23 protein-coding genes are annotated in these 17,578 nt (G+C 41.0%); 12 read left to right on the forward strand and 11 right to left on the reverse strand.

Annotated elements, in window-relative coordinates:
• Positions 1–309: 309 nt before the first annotated feature.
• Positions 310–3,390, forward strand: a complete 3,081-nt coding sequence (locus tag ACM0OY_RS24285; RefSeq protein ID WP_414571394.1) for a hypothetical protein — start codon at positions 310–312, stop codon at positions 3,388–3,390.
• Between the two features lie 224 nt (positions 3,391–3,614).
• Positions 3,615–3,755: a photosystem I reaction center subunit VIII gene (gene psaI / locus ACM0OY_RS24290; protein ID WP_073644362.1), complete on the forward strand. Its 141-nt coding sequence runs from the start codon at positions 3,615–3,617 to the stop codon at positions 3,753–3,755.
• Positions 3,756–4,124: 369 nt separating this feature from the next.
• On the opposite strand, the gene ACM0OY_RS24295 is transcribed toward psaI, so the two are convergent.
• The 6 genes from ACM0OY_RS24295 to ACM0OY_RS24320 all read right to left on the reverse strand — a co-directional run bounded on the left by ACM0OY_RS24295 (position 4,125) and on the right by ACM0OY_RS24320 (position 6,514).
• On the reverse strand, positions 4,125–4,244 hold the full coding sequence (locus ACM0OY_RS24295; protein WP_073644363.1) for a photosystem II reaction center protein J: 120 nt from the start codon (positions 4,242–4,244) through the stop codon (positions 4,125–4,127).
• Positions 4,245–4,314: 70 nt separating this feature from the next.
• A complete protein-coding gene (locus ACM0OY_RS24300; RefSeq protein ID WP_096533973.1) occupies positions 4,315–4,434 on the reverse strand; it encodes a photosystem II reaction center protein L in 120 nt (39 codons plus the stop codon).
• A gap of 9 nt (positions 4,435–4,443) precedes the next feature.
• Complete coding sequence (psbF, locus tag ACM0OY_RS24305; RefSeq protein WP_015115279.1) at positions 4,444–4,581, reverse strand: cytochrome b559 subunit beta; 138 nt, start codon at positions 4,579–4,581, stop codon at positions 4,444–4,446.
• A 9-nt stretch (positions 4,582–4,590) separates the two neighbouring features.
• Entirely contained in the window at positions 4,591–4,839 is a 249-nt protein-coding gene (psbE, locus tag ACM0OY_RS24310; RefSeq protein ID WP_322730890.1) for a cytochrome b559 subunit alpha, read from the reverse strand.
• Positions 4,840–4,988: 149 nt separating this feature from the next.
• Complete coding sequence (locus ACM0OY_RS24315) at positions 4,989–6,008, reverse strand: photosynthesis system II assembly factor Ycf48 (protein WP_414571395.1); 1,020 nt, start codon at positions 6,006–6,008, stop codon at positions 4,989–4,991.
• A 170-nt stretch (positions 6,009–6,178) separates the two neighbouring features.
• Entirely contained in the window at positions 6,179–6,514 is a 336-nt protein-coding gene (locus ACM0OY_RS24320; protein WP_414571396.1) for a rubredoxin, read from the reverse strand.
• Positions 6,515–6,896: 382 nt separating this feature from the next.
• Here ACM0OY_RS24320 and ndhC point away from each other — a divergent pair, with 382 nt between their 5' ends.
• From ndhC to ACM0OY_RS24335, 3 genes are read left to right on the forward strand one after another with little or no spacing between them, the layout of a single operon-like run.
• Positions 6,897–7,259 carry a photosynthetic/respiratory NAD(P)H-quinone oxidoreductase subunit C gene (ndhC, locus tag ACM0OY_RS24325; RefSeq protein ID WP_414571397.1) on the forward strand — a complete coding sequence of 121 codons (363 nt, stop codon included), beginning with the start codon at positions 6,897–6,899 and terminating at the stop codon, positions 7,257–7,259.
• Positions 7,250–7,987: a photosynthetic/respiratory NAD(P)H-quinone oxidoreductase subunit K gene (gene ndhK / locus ACM0OY_RS24330; RefSeq protein ID WP_414571398.1), complete on the forward strand. Its 738-nt coding sequence runs from the start codon at positions 7,250–7,252 to the stop codon at positions 7,985–7,987. The genes ndhC and ndhK overlap by 10 nt, the downstream gene beginning before the upstream one ends.
• Entirely contained in the window at positions 7,980–8,510 is a 531-nt protein-coding gene (locus ACM0OY_RS24335; protein ID WP_414571399.1) for an NAD(P)H-quinone oxidoreductase subunit J, read from the forward strand. The genes ndhK and ACM0OY_RS24335 overlap by 8 nt, the downstream gene beginning before the upstream one ends.
• Positions 8,511–8,686: 176 nt before the next feature.
• On the opposite strand, the gene ACM0OY_RS24340 is transcribed toward ACM0OY_RS24335, so the two are convergent.
• From ACM0OY_RS24340 to ACM0OY_RS24355, 4 genes are all read right to left on the reverse strand, one after another.
• Positions 8,687–9,379 carry a Rho termination factor N-terminal domain-containing protein gene (locus tag ACM0OY_RS24340; RefSeq protein ID WP_414571400.1) on the reverse strand — a complete coding sequence of 231 codons (693 nt, stop codon included), beginning with the start codon at positions 9,377–9,379 and terminating at the stop codon, positions 8,687–8,689.
• Positions 9,376–10,707 (reverse strand): AAA family ATPase, encoded by a 1,332-nt coding sequence (locus ACM0OY_RS24345; RefSeq protein ID WP_414571401.1) that lies wholly within the window; start codon positions 10,705–10,707, stop codon positions 9,376–9,378. Before ACM0OY_RS24345 ends, ACM0OY_RS24340 begins: the two co-directional genes overlap by 4 nt.
• 104 nt (positions 10,708–10,811) lie before the next feature.
• The gene (locus tag ACM0OY_RS24350; RefSeq protein WP_414571402.1) at positions 10,812–11,375 is read right to left on the reverse strand and encodes a Uma2 family endonuclease; all 564 of its coding nucleotides are present in this window, start codon (positions 11,373–11,375) and stop codon (positions 10,812–10,814) included.
• A 131-nt stretch (positions 11,376–11,506) separates the two neighbouring features.
• Entirely contained in the window at positions 11,507–11,875 is a 369-nt protein-coding gene (locus ACM0OY_RS24355; protein WP_414571403.1) for a hypothetical protein, read from the reverse strand.
• Between the two features lie 177 nt (positions 11,876–12,052).
• Between ACM0OY_RS24355 and ACM0OY_RS24360 the strand changes: the two genes are divergently transcribed.
• From ACM0OY_RS24360 to ACM0OY_RS24375, 4 genes are all read left to right on the forward strand, one after another.
• Positions 12,053–12,319, forward strand: a complete 267-nt coding sequence (locus ACM0OY_RS24360) for a hypothetical protein (RefSeq protein WP_414571404.1) — start codon at positions 12,053–12,055, stop codon at positions 12,317–12,319.
• Entirely contained in the window at positions 12,316–13,194 is an 879-nt protein-coding gene (locus ACM0OY_RS24365) for a phosphodiester glycosidase family protein (RefSeq protein WP_414571405.1), read from the forward strand. Before ACM0OY_RS24360 ends, ACM0OY_RS24365 begins: the two co-directional genes overlap by 4 nt.
• Positions 13,195–13,350: 156 nt before the next feature.
• On the forward strand, positions 13,351–13,773 hold the full coding sequence (locus ACM0OY_RS24370; protein ID WP_414571406.1) for a hypothetical protein: 423 nt from the start codon (positions 13,351–13,353) through the stop codon (positions 13,771–13,773).
• Positions 13,774–14,072: 299 nt separating this feature from the next.
• Positions 14,073–14,291: a hypothetical protein gene (locus tag ACM0OY_RS24375; RefSeq protein ID WP_414571407.1), complete on the forward strand. Its 219-nt coding sequence runs from the start codon at positions 14,073–14,075 to the stop codon at positions 14,289–14,291.
• 39 nt (positions 14,292–14,330) lie between these two features.
• On the opposite strand, the gene ACM0OY_RS24380 is transcribed toward ACM0OY_RS24375, so the two are convergent.
• The gene (locus ACM0OY_RS24380) at positions 14,331–14,828 is read right to left on the reverse strand and encodes a DUF1499 domain-containing protein (protein ID WP_414571408.1); all 498 of its coding nucleotides are present in this window, start codon (positions 14,826–14,828) and stop codon (positions 14,331–14,333) included.
• A 189-nt stretch (positions 14,829–15,017) separates the two neighbouring features.
• Between ACM0OY_RS24380 and ACM0OY_RS24385 the strand changes: the two genes are divergently transcribed.
• The 3 genes from ACM0OY_RS24385 to ACM0OY_RS24395 all read left to right on the forward strand — a co-directional run bounded on the left by ACM0OY_RS24385 (position 15,018) and on the right by ACM0OY_RS24395 (position 17,504).
• A complete protein-coding gene (locus tag ACM0OY_RS24385) occupies positions 15,018–15,800 on the forward strand; it encodes a hypothetical protein (protein ID WP_414571409.1) in 783 nt (260 codons plus the stop codon).
• 456 nt (positions 15,801–16,256) lie between these two features.
• Positions 16,257–16,649, forward strand: coding sequence for a hypothetical protein (locus tag ACM0OY_RS24390; RefSeq protein WP_414571410.1), 393 nt, complete (start codon positions 16,257–16,259; stop codon positions 16,647–16,649).
• A 117-nt stretch (positions 16,650–16,766) separates the two neighbouring features.
• Positions 16,767–17,504, forward strand: coding sequence for a peptidoglycan-binding protein (locus ACM0OY_RS24395; protein WP_414571411.1), 738 nt, complete (start codon positions 16,767–16,769; stop codon positions 17,502–17,504).
• The last annotated feature ends 74 nt before the right edge of the window (positions 17,505–17,578 follow it).

The following is a 17,578-nucleotide window of genomic DNA, read 5'->3' on the forward strand; positions in this document are numbered from 1 at the left end:
GTTGTCAGCTATGATGATTGGCGATCGAAGAGCATAGTTACGAGCCACATCCTACCTGTTTGTTAGTAAAAACGTGCGTGTCACAATTAGTGAATCTTAATTTATTGTATGTTCTGTTCTGCTGGAGATTGGGTGATTGACTAAAAAAAGCCCGATACCGAGGTATTGACTTTGCGAAAGTTTAAGTATATGAAACTAAGTTAACTTAATAGCCTTTTTAAGGATGCAATTACAAATTACTGAGGTAAACTTGCAAGCAAGCTAATACACAATATACTGGGCGGCTTGTCGGTCTGGGCATCACTCACAATGGAACACTGGCAATTTCTGATACAGAAGCAAGGCGATCGCTCGTGGCATATCCTGGAATCGCCAAATTTACAAATTTTGGAAGGGCAGTATAGAGTTCTGGCTCGTTCTAGCCTGCGGAATATAGATGTGGAAGTGCGCGTAACTCACTTTTCAATACAGGAAGCTACACCAAAACGCCGAATTTTCAAGCGTTCGCGTCGCACTAATCCAGAAGGCTTAATGGCGGTAATTCCTTTTACTTACTTTGAGCCTGGAGTTTGGGAACTGCGCTGTTCGGGCGATTTGATGTCGGATATGCTCGGTAAATCTTGGCAATACAGCGTCCAACTGCAAATCCTGTCCCAGCCAGGGGAACAGAGGGCCGAGGGAGATGAGGGAGGCAAAGGGGAAATTGCAGTAAGTCTTTTTCCTCTGTCCTTCATCCCCTCTAGTCCCCATCCTCTTCCGGATGCCTCATACGTTGTGGAAAAACTAGATCGGGCGATCGCCATCTCCACAGAACTGCGAATTCCTACAGATAGCAGCGCTGACAAGATTGTTGTGCCAGATGCAACTAAAGAAGAAGATATAGCTAGCAGTATTGACACTGCTGTTGTCTCATATGCAATCAAAGAAGAAGATACAGCTAGCAGTATTGACACGACTAGTGTGCCAGATGTAACCAAAGAAGATACAGCTAGTAGTATTGACACGACTGGTGTGCCAGATGTAACCGAAGAAGATATAGCTAGCAGTATTGACACGACTGGTGTGCCAGATGTAACCGAAGAAGATATAGCTAGCAGTGCTGATAGCGCTGTTGTCTCAGATACAAGCAAAAAAGAGGATACAGCGATCGATCAGCCGATCAGTCCTGTATGGCTCAAAGGTGAGACGGTAGAACAGATTTTACAAAATTTAATAGAATTAGCTTTACCAACTGCTGAACCGCTATCTGAAGATGAAAAGGATATAGATTCTTCAAAAACACAACAGCTATCGCCATTATTGCTGACTTTAAATCGGGATACTTACATTGCTTGTTGGGGACAAGCTCTAACAATTAATGGGCACGTAGAACTTAAGGAAAAGACGAATCTAGAACTGGCTGAAAGATTATCGCCAAAAAGCATTCGTGGTCTAGAACTAAAAATTGAACTGCGATCGCCCTTAGAATCGCAAATCCTGACCCAGGTACGGCGACCTTTACCAGATCAAGATCTGCCTTTCACTATTAATACCTCAATTGATATTCCTGCTGACTGTGAATCCAAGCTAATTTTGGCAGATATCAGTTTGTATGGTAGATTTACTGAAATTAGTGAAGTTACACTGTTAGCCGCCCAGTCCTTCACGATTACAGCAGATGTAACAGAATTACTCACAATCACAGCCGCAGCAAAATCTAGTACATCCTCAAATGAGGTGATAGCACTATCGGCCTCCTCTGCCAGTTTGCCAGAGCCACAGGCAACTATTAAGCTCGATTTAAAACTATTGAATCTGGTCAAACTCCGAACAACAGACCAGCCTTCAGTAGTCAACCCATCCCCAAACACACCGCTACCACCGCAAATTAACCTACAAGATCTGCGAGAGGCCACCCTGCGGACATCTCAGCTGAAAAATTCAGCTAATTCGCCTCAATTACCAAAACTGCCCCCCATTCAAAGTGATGCCAATACCCCCGCAGATGTTGTCGCCGAATCTCCCACACAGAACGAGCTTTTAGAAAAGGATGCTACCATAGCTGCCATCAACTTGGAGCAGTTAGTGATCCGGCAACGTCGAATACCAATACTCGACACGACTCTTCCATACTTGAAACGGCTACAAACTGTGTCAAGTGCTACAGAAGAAGTAAAAGATAATGCCCTAGATATATCGGAAATTCAAGCGGCTGAGGGCATACCGCAGTTGGACACAATTATCACTGAAGATCAAAACACAACTAAAGTACTAGCTCAACCAAATTTAGAAGTCCAAGAAGAATCTGTTACTCAAGTACTAGCTCAGCCAAATTTAGAATTCCAAGAAGAATCTGTTGCTCAAGTACTAGCTCAGCCAAATTCAGAATTCCAAGAAGAATCTGTTGCTCAAGTACTAGCTCAGCCAAATTTAGAATTCCAAGAAGAATCTGTTGCTCAAGTACTAGCTCAGCCAAATTTAGAATTTCAAGAAGAATCTGTTGCTCAAGTACTAGCTCAGCCAAATTCAGAATTCATTAAAGCAAAACTTTACTCATCTCCCTTGCTCAGGAAGTGGATGCAGAGCCAAGGATACTCTTTGCCAGAATCCATAAATGAGCTGCCGTCCCAAGGCTACGATAATTATCTTCCAGCCCAGCAGACGCCGCTTTCTTTTAGTGCAGAAACTCCCAATGACGATATTGATTTGGTTGATGCCAACTTGCTGTTGAGCCTAGATGCGAACACAGAAATACTGGAAGACACAGACACAGTAGAAAAAGCAGACCTAGTTATACAGGAAAATACGGTAGTAGAAAAAATATTAGAAGAGCCGACATTTTCACCACCTTTGTTGTCACAAATACCGCCTCCTCCTCCCCCAATCAACAGAAATACAGCGTCAGCTTGGTTGGCGCAAGAAATTGTTGTAGATGATACATATAGTGAATTAGAAGCCCATGCAACCGAGATTTATGCCTTGGAAGAAGAGGAACAAGCAGCATCAAATTTATCTCGTCTCCTACCTATAACTACGGTAGATATTGAGCCTTTGCCAATTCCACAACTGCATGTACCAGAGGGCGAACTCATAGCTGGCAAGTCTGTGATAGTACGCGTAGTGATGCCTGAAGTACCTCGACAAGTTGCTATCAAGTTATGGGTTGAAGATTGTCAGACTCGTTGGTTATTAGACGGGCCCCATTTACTGACAAATTTAATACCTAACACCTCGGGAGGCTTAGAAGTGATGACGCAATTAAATATTCCCTTTGGATGCTTGGAAATTCGCTTAGAAGCGATCGCTCTCGATCGGACAACTCAACAAGAGAGTCACAAAGTCACAATAGTGCGAACTGTCATCCCTCCAGACTTGCCCAATTTAGAACTAGATGAACTACTGGGTATTTAACTTAGGGATGAGCGCCACCAAGAGGACGCGGTGACACGAGGAGGAGATGCGGATAAATTCTCAAATCCCCTCTGCGCGTCCCCGTGTCTCTGTGTCCCCGCGTCCCCTTGTCTCGACATCTCACAATATCTGCTGTGTTAAAAATCTTTAGAATTTAAAAAATCTGGCGCACTTTGCAGTAAGCTCATCTTGAATTGTAGTGTGATTTAACAGGAACTTTTACTATGGCATTTGAATTTTTGCCTACGATTTTGGCTAGTACTTCCTACTTGCCTGCTATCTTCGTTCCGATCATTGGTTGGGTTTTACCAGGTGTGGTATTCGCATTTCTATTTTTATACATAGAAAGCGAAGATATTGCTTAATTAGTTTATGACTAATTGGTAATTGGTAATAGATTACTTCCCTTTTTACCAATTACCTAAATTATTACAGCAGAATTCAAAACTCAGAATTCAGAATGGGCTACGCCCCGCTACGCTAACAGAAGTAAAACATTCAGGTATGGGGTCAATCTAAAATCGTTCGACTGAGCGTAGCCGTACTCCTACGGAGAAGCAAGCTACGCGTAGCGTTCCGCAGGAAAGTCTAAAATCCAAAATTGATTGATTGACCTTCGTTGAAATCTGCTGTAACAATACCGCCTATCTCAAAGAGACAGGCGGCTTTTTTATGCTGATTTCTCAACAAATGCTAGAAAATTCAGACTTTATAGTATTGGCTTCAAACTAGTTTTAGATTGAAGAACCTAGTCCAGCGTAGGCACCATAAAAGAAAATGCCTAAGACTGTAATTACACCTAATCCTGCGACCGTAGCGACGACCCACAGGGGAATTCTCCCACTTCCAGACACAGCTTCTCTCCTCCCTTAACAACAAATCAACACACGTTCAATAAACAAAGATTAACAAGAGTTGTTCTAGTTAGTTAAAGAAGTAACTAGAAAACAGAATTCCCAGAACAAAAATTAGTAGTAGTCCCAGGTATAGCGAAGTCCGGTTTAATTCAACCGGTTGGTTATTCGGATTGGGCGATCTTTCCATAACTTGCTCCTAGCGTTGAATAAATTGCATTGCGGCGATCGCGCCCAAAAAGAATACAGTTGGCACACCTAAGGTGTGAACTGCCAGCCATCTAACGGTAAAAATTGGATAGGTAACTGGTTGATTGATGTTATTGCCGCTAGTCATGATCTCAAACTACTTTCCAATAAATTGTTCAACTTGTTTTTTCGCTTCAAAACGGTTCTTCACAATTGGTACTTCCTGCCGCACTGGTGTGAAATATTCATTGGGGCGGGGTGTACCAAAAGCATCATAAGCCAGTCCGGTGCTGACAAATAACCAACCAGCAATAAACAATGCGGGAATGGTGATGCTATGAATTACCCAGTAACGAACGCTGGTAATGATGTCCGAAAACGGACGTTCTCCAGTGGTACCTGACATTTAGATCCCTACCTTCATAAAGAATGTATTGAGTTTATTATCCTACAAAGTTTAGAAAGAGTTACAAGTTGCAACGTTCTTCTCAGAAATAGATATTGGGGACTGGGTATTGGGTGTTATGAAAACTCTTCCCCAGTCCCCAGCCCCCATTAAGCTGCTTCTGCGGAAGTTGTTTCAGGGTTTGGTAGGTATTTGAGCAAGACGCCGCGATCGCCAATAACAAATCCCTGTTCTGGTTGGAAGAAAACAATTTTATACAAATTAGCAGCTACTTCTTCTACCTCACGGTCTTTTTGCCAGGTTTTGCCGCCGTCGGTACTTTGTAGTAAGTTACCGCTACCGCCACCTATCCAAATTTCATCGGGTGTGCGGTATGCCAAATCCAGTAAACCCCAACTAGTCGATAACTCTGGAAATTCTGCTTTTTGCCACTCCTCAGGTTTAGTTGGTTCGCTAAACTGGATTTGACCTCCTCTGGCTAGCATCCACAACTGACCACTGTCAGCAAAACCCATATTTTCTACCCGGCGAGAACTATTGCGGTTGTGGGGAACCCAAGCATTTTGCCCTGGTTCCCAAGTTGAGTAGAAATTACCTTTTGCGGAAACGGCAACATATTTGCCATCGGCAGAACGTTCTAAGTTACGCACTACACCAACTGCTGATTCCACTTGGGCTTTCCAGTTTTTGCCGCCGTCTGTGGTCTGATAGATGGCTCCCACATCAGTAGCCAACTCGGCTGTGTTATCTGCTAGTGCTTTAACTGCGATCGGGTTACCCGGTAGCTTTTCGCTCAGAGAAATCCGCGACCAAGAAGCACCTTCATCAGTGGTATGAATTAAAAATCCAGGTTCTCCGGCAATCCAACCTTCTTTACCCAGAAAACTTACTGAGTTAAAGCGATACTTTTGTTCATCTAATTGTAGTGATATTGGTTTCCAACTATCACCTCCGTCATTAGTTTCCAACAGAGTCGCACTGCTACCTACTAAGTAGCCGTGCTGAGGATTATTAGTAAAAGCAATATCCAGCAACTTCGCATCTGTTGGCACAGAAATGATTTTCCAAGGGTTGTAGCTAACAGAGGGAATTTTGCTACAACCTATACACATCAGGACTACGAGTAATAAGGCAAATATTCGTTGCCAACTTTTCAAAATTGAATGCATCAGTATCTCTTAGATTGGTTCTAAATTTGTGTAGGGGTTTTCTAAAAGGTTTACCTTAAGGGCTATAGTCGCTCTACAGACTCGGTAAAACAGAATGAAAGCTTTAGTTAATACTCAGCACTCGTGTACAGACGCGATTAATCGTGTCTCTCAGCACTCTCAAGCGGGTCTTATTGTAAGCCGTAGAGACTGACAAAAAATAAAAAAGCAAGAGCCAGAGCGCCAAAAATTAGGATATTCTTTTGGCCTGGCGTCAGTTGGTTAACACCAAAACCGTAACCGAGATTTGCTTTGAAGCCCGATGCAGTACCCGCAGGACCGATGTTAGCAAAAGCAGTTTTCTTTGCAGTACAAACTGGACAACGCCAATTTATGGGCAGTTCTGCAAAGGGTATTCCTAATGGAATATCATGTTTGTCGTCTCCCTTCTCAGGTTCATAAATATAACCGCAGGCGCGACACTCATAGCGGTCTAACACTGAAGTCTCAACAGCTGGTTCGCTCATGGCTAAGGCCTCGCAGAGGAGAAATCTTAAATATACGTTAAAAATTATGACATAACTGTTAGACTTTTCTATCAATACCAAAAACGAATCAAATACCTGAAGTGCATTTGTTTCGTAGATTTCAGAAAAATCAAACAGATATAATGTAAAAGAAAGTAACGTAAATCAAGGGATTGGGTACTGGGAATTAGGTATTGGGGACTGGGCATGGGGCATTGGGAAGAGGTAGAGGAGTAGAGGGGCAGACGGGAAAACTTGCTGCAACTTCTCCCCTGCTTCCCCACTCCCCAGCGATGCACTGAGCTTGTCTAAGTGTCCCTAGTCCCCAATCCCCAGTGCCTAATCCCAACCTAAAATACTCCATAAGCGGTAGATACTCATTGTGTTTGTCCTCAGCGGTTACGAGTACCTTCTAGGCTTCTTAATAGTCTGTAGCCTAGTTCCTGCCTTAGCGCTCTCAGCATCCAAGCTCCTACGACCCAGCGGTTACAGCCCTGAACGGCGTACCACTTACGAATCTGGCATGGAACCCATCGGGGGAGCCTGGATTCAGTTCAATATCCGCTACTACATGTTTGCTCTGGTCTTCGTGGTTTTTGACGTGGAGACTGTATTCTTGTATCCTTGGGCGGTAGCTTTCCACCGTCTGGGGCTATTGGCATTTATTGAAGCGCTAATCTTTATTGCAATTCTTGTAGTCGCTTTAGTTTACGCATGGCGTAAAGGAGCTTTGGAATGGTCTTGAATTCTAACTTAATAACCCAGGACAAAGAACGAATCATCAACCCGATTGAGCGTCCGACAATCACTCAAGACCTTTCAGAAAACGTGATTTTGACCACGGTTGATGACCTCTACAACTGGGCGCGGCTTTCTAGTTTGTGGCCGCTGTTGTTTGGTACTGCTTGCTGCTTTATTGAGTTTGCAGCTTTAATTGGGTCACGATTTGATTTTGACCGTTTTGGGTTAATTCCTCGTTCTAGCCCCCGCCAAGCTGATTTAATCATTACGGCAGGGACAATTACTATGAAGATGGCACCCCAATTGGTGCGTCTTTATGAACAAATGCCTGAGCCGAAGTATGTAATCGCGATGGGTGCTTGCACGATTACTGGCGGGATGTTCAGTGTTGATTCTCCAACAGCAGTGCGCGGAGTTGATAAACTGATTCCTGTGGATGTGTATTTGCCTGGTTGTCCTCCTCGTCCGGAAGCAATTATCGACGCGATTATTAAGTTGCGGAAGAAAATCGCTAATGATTCGATGCAAGAGCGGGATAAAATTAAGCAAACTCACCGCTATTACAGCACGACTCATAATCTCAAGCCAGTGGAAGAAATCTTAACTGGTAAGTATATGCAGTCAGAAACTCGCTTTACACCACCGAAAGAATTGGCAGAAGCGATCGGTATGCCAGTACCACCTGCATTGCTGACAGCGAAGAAAGAAAAGGAGGAACAACCCCGTGGCTGAAGAAGAATCTAAACCAGTACCAGCAGCTAAAGAAGAGTCTTTGGTAGAAGCTGGTAAAGTTTCCCAGTGGTTGACGGAAAATGGTTTTGGCCATGAGTTTTTGGCACCAGACAAAAATGGGGTGGAGATAATTAAGGTGGAGCCAGATTTCTTGCTCCCCACCGCTACAGCCCTCTATGCTTATGGGTTTAATTATCTCCAGTTTCAAGGTGGTGTTGACCTTGGTCCAGGACAGGAATTAGTGAGTGTGTATCACTTGATTAAAGTGGGTGATAATAGCGATCGCCCTGAAGAAGTCCGGTTAAAGGTGTTCCTACCACGAGAAAATCCCGTGGTGCCTTCAGTGTATTGGATTTGGAAGACCGCTGATTGGCAAGAGCGCGAGTCTTACGATATGCTCGGCATTATCTATGAAGGACACCCAAATCTCAAGCGAATTTTGATGCCGGAAGATTGGGTAGGTTGGCCTTTGCGGAAAGATTACGTCTCGCCTGATTTCTACGAGTTGCAAGACGCTTATTAATTAAGTAGTGCTGAGTTTCAGCAGTGATTAACCCCTTTCCGGTGGCGGAGAGGGGTAATGTTTTTTTAACGCAAAGGGGCGCAAAGGAAAGCGCAGAGGTTCGCAGAGGAGGGAAAGATGCGATGTCGCAAAGGCTCAACGTACGCGGAATCATTGATTAGTGTGTTGTCTTGTTGCTACTTTGAAGGCTTACTCAATGCTTTAACAAGATCGTCTTTTTTCATTTTAGTGATGCCAGTAATTCCTTGTTTCTTCGCCATGACTTTTAGATCAGCCGTTGTCATTGTTTGCAGAATACCAATGTCAGTAATTGTCTCTGGCATTGGTTGAGGAGTTAGATAAAAAACTTGATTTAAAGCATCAAGTTTTTTACCTTTGGTAATGCCACACTTCAGATCAACAATTGGATCTAATGTCTTCCAATATTGACGAGGAGCTTCATCAATTCGGTTTGTAGCTATAGCAGGTTTAAGTGCTTTGAGAACACTATCTGGTTGCTTGACTAAGTACTCTAATGCTGCTTTAATTTCATCCCTAGTAGCTTTAGAGAGATTGATTTTTGGAATTTCTTCTCCTGCCAGTACTTTTGTGACTTCAACTGTCTCATTACTACCATCGGTAATAATGCACCAAACGCGATCTAAGCGAGCGGCTTCTGCAATTGCATAAATGAAAGAGTTAGCAATTACTTGATACTTATCTTTGCCAGTTTCTTTCACAATCACTGGAATCCAATTTCTTCCCCCCTTTTGGTTGAGCAAATGAGCTGAAGCTTTAATTAAGAATTCAGGTGCATCAGTTCCTTCACCAGGATCAATTTCATCCAAATATAAATGCATTAAATTTCCAATATCGCTGAGGCTACTCATTGTAAAAAATACTCCTTTGCTAGATTTTTATAATATTCATGAGCAGATCGATCTCGATAAACCGCAGGAATACGCGAGAAAGCTGAACCAGCTATGTTAGCGTAGCTTGGAACCTCATGAATACGAAGGTCTCTGTTGGCATTGGTATACTTGGGATAGAAGTAGGACAGTAAATCAAATCCCTCTTTCTTAGCAGTTTTAAGAATATTATTAATTTCTTGTTGAGCAACTGCCAACTGAGGTGGTGTCATCTTTTCCCCATTGAAAAAAATTGGCAATGGAATTGGGCTACCATCAGCTTTTTCAGATTGGACTTGAGGAATAAATTTCTTGATTGCTATTGCTGCATTTTCTAAAGAGAAAAGATTGTTATGCTTTGTGGGAATGAGAACGACATCAGCCGCATATACAGCTAACTGGCTAAACACCCGCCAGTTGGGTGGCGCATCTATCAAAATATAGTCGTATTCTTGTCTTGAGAATTCTAGCTTCTGATAAAGAGTGTGAGATTTTAAGTGATTACGCAACAGATTTTCAGGTGCATCTGTTAGTTCTCTATCGGCAGGAATAACATCAAATCTAAGTTCTAAATTAAGCTTCTTTAGAGGAAATTTATATGGGTGTAGAGTACTTTGAAGTTCTATACCCCGTTCCCTAAGAGCCTCAAATACACTACCTTTGCTTAGTGGAAGACCTAAAGAACTCGTTAAATCTTGTTGGTTTGGATCGAAATCGATCGCTAAAACCTTTTTCCCTAAAAAAGTTAAGATAGCTGCCAAATTGACGGTAGTTGTCGTTTTACCTACGCCACCTTTGTTGTTATAAACTGCGATGGTTAAGGCTTTAGCCGGATTTTCAATTTTTTTCCGAATTGAAGCGACTATATTATCAATATTATCTGCATCAAGTGGAAGACACCGTGTTGCAGGATAAATCACTTTTCCATGCTTGCAAAACAGTTGAATATGGCAAGAATTAGTAATAATTCCCCACTGTACGGTTTGACAATTAGGTGCAAGTAGATAACGCTTCAGTTGATTAACCGTTTTTTGATACTGTGCAGCATCTTCAGATAAGTTAATATCCCTCCCTTTCAACTCCACTAGAAGGTATGGATTAGATTTTGTATGTAAAAACATATCATCTTCAATGGTTTTTCTGGCTGCTTTATCAACAGCTCCCTCGCCAGTATTATATTCAGGATGAATTTCTTCAGATTCAAATCCTAATGCTCTCAGCAAGTGAGAGGCGAAAAGATGATCTACAACAGGTTCTGATGCATTTTCGGGCAGGCTTTGTAGGGCTGCTCGAAGACTAATAATTGTCATGCTCATAGTGTGGGGTGACTTCCAGCAATGTCTAAGTCTAGTGTTCCCACTTCAGGACAATTATTTATTGTGTTTGTCTATCATTTATCGAAAAAGTTACAAAATTACTCTAATAACCAACCAAAAACGGATGCCACGCTCAGATTTAGCTCATTAGCAAAAGATGGAACTGGAAGTGTTTGTTCTGGTTCATCAAACGCCTCTGGTTGCTGTTTTGGAAGATAAACAAATATTGTTCGCTCATTTGGGTCAATTAACCAACCCATTTGAGTGCCAAAATTGAGGCAACGCAAAATATTTTTGGTCACTTTTGTTTGACTTTGGTCTGGTGAGAGAATCTCAATTGTCCAGTCAGGAGCTATTAAAAAGGTATTAGCAATTTCGCCTTTTTCGTCACGCGGAATTCTTGCCCAAGTAAACACAGACACATCTGGAACTATTGAGCGTCCATCAAATGTGCAACGTAACTCTGAAAATGCTCGTGCAATCTTTTGAGGTTTAAGAATTACGTTGACGGTAGTACAAAACTCGGTTTGAATTGTGCTGTGCTTACCCTGTGGCATTGGTTTCTGGATAATTTGCCCATCAATATATTCGCTAGCCGGTTCTGTTTCTGGTAGCTTGAGAAACTCCTCTAAAGTTATCGATTTAGATGGGGTCTGTACCATTAGGGTTTTATTGCAAAAAGGAGTTTGATTAGTTTTATCTCAATTTTAATGCACAGCTACCGAATAAAAATAAATGGTGCGATCGCGCTTTGCGACAACGCACCCTAGACAGAAACGGCGAGTCAAGACAATTATTCCACAGCCTTCACTGTTGGGTTGACTGCTGGGCGTCCTTTTTTGCGATCCGATCTGCGCGTTCCACCAGCCATCTCATATTCATCACTATTTTTGCCATAGCGAGATGCGACATTCAGTAGCATCTGCTCAGAATAAGTGTTCAACTCACGTTCTGCTTCTACTAATGCATTCTGTGTCTTGTGTACTATTGTTTGTGCTTGATTATAAGCGGCTAGCTTCTCTCGTAACTCAATGACTTTAGTGTTGTAAGTAGTAATTGAAAACCCATTACCAAAATCCAATTCAGAGTTAATTGTTTGCATTCCTTCAATCCGTCGTTCAGCTTTAGTCAGTGCAATGGAATTTCGTTTTTTTTGCGTCATCTAGTTTTCCTTTTTGAATTAATTTATAAATAACGTTGATGGCACTAAACACTGAGTTATTTATATATCATTAGAATACGCAATGAACAGATGTACCAGCCACAGTAAAGTTACAGAATTTTCAGAGCATTGGATGGGATTGGTTAAGCGGACAGATACGAGTATATTTGCGGAAATTTGTTAAGAAAAGCTGGTTTAAAAGTTGCAAAAGCTAGTTTAGAAGTCGCAAAAGCTAGTTTAGAAGTCGCAAAAGCTGGTTTAAAAGTCGCAAAAGCTGGTTTAAAAGTTGCAAAAGCTGGTTTAGAAGTCGCAAAAGCTGGTTTAAAAGTCGCAAAAGCTGGTTTAAAAGTCACAAAAGCTGCTTTTCAAGCGAGGAAACTTAATCACGTTTATAAGCTAGCATCCATAAAGAATATGCCAGGTATGTTTGGGAGTAAAAAGTGAGGAAAATTTGGCTACTGGGTTTGACATTAGTTACTTTGGCGATGGTGTTGTGGTTTAATATGCGTTCTTTACCAACATCAATACCAACCGTTGCAACTTTACCAGCAAAACCTATCCGCTATGAACAGCGCACCTTGCCCCAAAGCATAGCGAATATTCTATTTATTCCAGCCAATAGCCGATTTTTGGTAACTCCTGCGTTATCACAAAAAGTAGACACTGTAGAAAAATTTGCCCAAAAGTATAAAGCGATCGCCATCTTCAATGCAGGCTTTTTTGACCCAGCCAACCAAAAAACTACATCCTATGTCATCATACAAGGAAAATTAGTCGCTGACCCCAAGCAAAACGAGCGCTTAGTAAACAATCCCAACTTAAAATCTTACTTGGGTCAAATTTTGAATCGCACAGAATTCCGTCGCTATCTATGCGGACAAACTGTTAAATATGATATTACTTTGCACAATCAATCAGCACCAGCAGGTTGTCAATTGGTCGATGCTATGGGTGCTGGGCCGCAACTATTACCAGAACTCACCTTAGCAGAAGAAGGTTTTGTCGATAATACTAATAAACGAGATGCACTCGGTAGCAATCAACGCAATGCTAGAACTGCTGTAGGAATTACACATGATGGCAGTATTGTTTTAGTCATGGTGGCTCAAAACCCCTCAATTGGCGGTAACTCTGGAATTCCCTTACCAGCGCTGGCAGATTTGATGAAAACCCTTGGTGTAGAAAAAGCGATGAATTTAGATGGTGGGAGTTCGTCTTCGCTTTACTACAAGGGTAAAACCTTTTACGGAAAAATTGATTTAGAGGGAAATTCCATTAAGCGACCTGTGAAATCAGTTTTATTGGTTCGGGAAAACTAACAAAACCAGGTTGCGCTAAATCTCAAATAAAGACGTTTTATATTATACAACGTATAATATAAACCTGGCTAAGAGTGGGAACAGAAAGTAGAAAAGACTGTTAAGAGTTTTCTATTCCCTGTTCCCTTTTTCGATGAGTAAGTGAGTCAAGGTTATATGAAACTAATTAAGAAATTTTTAGCATTCTGTTTTCTTTTATTTGGCATTCCATTGTCTGCGGTGATGCTCTGGGATATTATTAACCCCAAAACTACCAATAAAGACAAACAAGATGCTGTAGCAGCTTTAGCTATTTTCACTGTTCCCTCAACAATGATCGGAGGTTGGTTGAGTTGGTCTTTAGTGCAGCAAAACAAAAAAGAAAAAGCGTTACTTCTTGAATCGGAACAAAAACGTCTTCAGTTGGTGTTTTTAGAATTAGTTGAGAGCAATTCTGGAACGATAACGGTATTGCAAATGGCGAAAAATTCTGAGATATCAACCGAGAAGGCTAAAGAATATCTAGATGAGAAAGCTAAGGAACTCAATGCTTCTTTTGAAGTTAGTGAAAATGGAAATATTTTGTATCGTTTCTCGTAAAATTTATAACTTTCCAATCAACAATCGATGATAGCAATCAGATTTGATTTTGAGAAAAATACCGGACACTTAAAGGCAAGAGGCAATTAATCTTTCTTTATTGGCTATTGGGCATTGGTGATTTAATGTATCAAAACAATTGTGCATGATATCAAAATCCTTGTAGAGAAGTTGCATTGCAACGTCTCTACATCTATCTGGATTCATACTTGCGGAAGATGTAATCTTCACCAAGATAATTGTCATTATGGCAATAGGGTAATGTACAAGCGCTCTTTGTAGCACTCTGGAATAGTTGTATGGATACTTACACCAAAAAAACAACTTTTAATACATTTGTTTCTGAGATGACTGATGAAGATTGGTTTAGCTTAGGAAAATCTGATGCTTGGGCTGGACGGTCTAAAATGTCACCAGAACAAGATTCTCAAGCGGCGAGTATGTATGACTTAGGTTACAGCGAAGGCAAAACTCAACGTCCACCAACTCAAACAATAAAACAGAATTCTGAATTCTGAATTCAGAATTCAGAATACTCCAATTAGAAATCGCTAAAATCAAATATTTAAATCGCGCAGAGCTAAACGAATTTGTTCTATACGTCTGCGGTTAACGCCGAGATCGGACTCTCCGACACGAGATGCCGATCGCACATGAATTACTGATTCATTGGGAGGGAAATAAAACTCTACATCATCGATAAATTGAAAGATGCGGCTTTTAGAAAGAGCGTGGATGTAGTTATCTGTTTGTTCGATAACCTTTGTGCGGGGAACAACGGTGAGAACTTTGAGTAAAATTTCTTTTGCTGCATCGCGGTTTATTTGATAAGCGATCGCGTCAATAGCATGTTTAGAATCTCCGTTTTGACTGACAACACAGTTGTTTGAAGCCGGACAAGCACTAAGATGACCGTTATCAACTCCCAAGCTAGAAGCAGCCCAGGTAGCGCTAGCAGGAAGTAAAGTTAGGAGTATTGTAAGAGTGACACTCCACAGGAGTCGGTGGGCGTAGGCGTAACCCAACCCAGGCATCGCTGTTAGCAGACGAAACATGATAAATTTACTCTTGAAGGTTTGACTCAATTATTTTCGGTCATTTTGGGGCAGTTCAGCGATCGGCATTCCTTTTGCTACCAAGAAGAAGACTTTTCAAACAACCTCTTAAGGACTTCCTAGAGAAAAAGCTTAGCTAATAAATTATTTACTGTTCTAACAAATTAACCTTGTTAAGTTACTCAGCAGGTGCAGTTCTCACCTGATGTTGTGACACCCAACAGGAGTATAGAAACTTTGCTCAGGCTTTCTTCAGAATCTCCTCTATTTATTGTATTAATCATTATTAGTTTTTTAGTAGTAACTTTTTCAACTTGGTTATCATCTCAACCATTTACTTTCAGACCTTTTGGGCTGAGTGATATTATACAACTACTGACACTGCTATTATTTATTTCTTTGTTGGTCGAACGTTCTTTAGAAGTTTTTATAACTACCTGGCGAAGCTCATTTATCGAAGAATTGGATATTGAAATTCAGCGACAAAAAATTGTGATTGACGAAAAATTAAAACTAGTCAATGAGCAAAATAAACCAAGTAATATTGCTAACTTTAAATCTAACCAAACCAGTATTCTCCCGCCTGAAGGAATGAGCTTAGAACAACAAATTATCCAAAATTTTATCCAGAGCCAAGAAGAAGTATTATTAGTAGTCAAACCAGAACTTGATGATTTAAACGTAAAAGAACGCCAAAGAGCAGCCTATAAAGCTGATACACGAACAATCGCACTATGGACATCGCTTTTATTCGGTCTTTTAATCAGCGCAATTGGTATTCGTTCAATCGAACCATTGGTAATTATCGATTCAAATAATCAAATACAGCTAGTTATTTTCCGTTCTTTAGATGCCTTATTAACAGGAGGTTTAATTGCAGGAGGTAGCGAGGGAATTCATCAGATAATACAGGTTTTCATCAACTTTATGGAAGCTACATCTAAACAAATCAAAGACAAAGGATTGTCGTAAAAGTCACGTCACTTCTCTAGGAGACGCAACGCGTAGCTTGCTTCCCCGCAGGGGTATGCTCCGAATTCAAATTAAAATTTTCTCAATTTGAATGCCGATTAGCTTAAATTGAGGCACTTGTATCATGAGTCTGTTTCGCTCACTGGCAGTAGAGGGAAAGACTTGTTGCAAGGAGTTCAATAGACCTCTTGCAAAAGTCCCTAACACCCCACCCCCAACCCCTAAGAGCAAGTTCTTAGGGGAGCGTTTGCTGTCTTCGCGGGGTGGGGTTCTTTATTTTTGATTTATGCAAGGAATTCAATTATTCAGGCAAGTTTTTTCCCTATTCCTCATTGCCTAGCCTCTCGTAGAGAAGGGCTAAGTCATAAAAAATATAATTATCTGTGGATTATCCTGAACACTATATGGTTTTAATAGAGCAAACTAGCTCTATAACCCTTGAATAGGACTCAATTTATGCTTCGTAAAAGACAAGTATCTCGTGTTTTAGAAAAGGCTGAGTTAAGAGCTGCTGGATTAAAGGAAATCGATCCAAATTTAGATTTAGGAAATGGTTGTAGCTTAAAAAACTTAACAGAACTAATTGAAAAATTACGCAGCGAAATGGATTCCTATAACAAGGCTTTAGAGCTGATTGATGCTTTGCGAATTGAGATTAAAGAGTCAGAACAAAAATTAAATGAGATAAGTGAGAGAATGTTGATGGGAGTGGCTTTAAAGTACGGCAAAGACAGCTACCAATATATGATGGCGGGAGGTGTCCGTACAAGCGATCGCATCCGCAAAAGCAGGCAAACTCGGAGACGTAACGCACTGAAAAAATCAGCCGAGGGTACTCAAACCGCTTAGTATTACTAATATTGCTTTGAATAAAACAATTTGTGGGGCGCATAGCTATGCACCCCTAATTTTTTTTGTAAAATACAATACATAAACTTGAATTTAGTAGTAAAGGAACCAGAAAGCATGGCCGTTTATAGCCCTCAAGTCATCCGCCATATATTAATTGGGCTGGGATATTTAGCTCCTGAGATCGATCCTAACCCCGATCCTCAATTTGCTCCTTGGAAGCGGAATAACAACTCCTTAACAGACGATCCTACTGAAGAAGCCATTAAAAAGTTTCAAAAACAGTACCCACAAAAACTTGTAGTTAATGGTAACGCTGATTCCGAGACTAGAGAAGTCATGGAGGATATAATCAAAGGGCTTCAGAATCGATTGAAGTTTCACGGTTTTGCCACCAATGTTGAAATTCCTTCAGATAAGCCTTTTTATGGGCCAGCCACTTATAAAGCCGTAAAGAAATTTCAAAAATCTCAAGGTCTAACTGAAAATGGTATTGCTAGTGTTGAACAGCGTCAAATTCTCCAGCAACCGACTCTGACGCCAAATAAGCCCCAGCCTCAAACTCAAATCAAACTGATAGAATTGTGTTTGCAATTCCAAAAGAATCCTCAAAATCCTTCTTATATTGCAGCACTAAATAACTTACAACAAAATCTCCCTAAGGATGTTTTACACAAGGTTACTAACAAATGGAGGGGGACAAACGATCAAAATCCTGAACTTGTAAAGCTGACAAATTTATTCACTTATTATGATGACAACAATCTCAATCATCGTGATGCATTAAATCACTTACAAAGTCAGATAACTCCAGCCATCTATAAAGAATTTATCACTCTCTGGAATAAGAAGTAAACAAATAATATGGTGCGTTAGGCTCAAACCATAGCGCACCGTAATGAATTGATAAATTGATTCTAAAAAAAAAT

Origin of the sequence: Nostoc sp. CCY 9925, assembly GCF_963920935.1 — a bacterium.
Taxonomy (GTDB): Bacteria; Cyanobacteriota; Cyanobacteriia; order Cyanobacteriales; family Nostocaceae; genus Nostoc.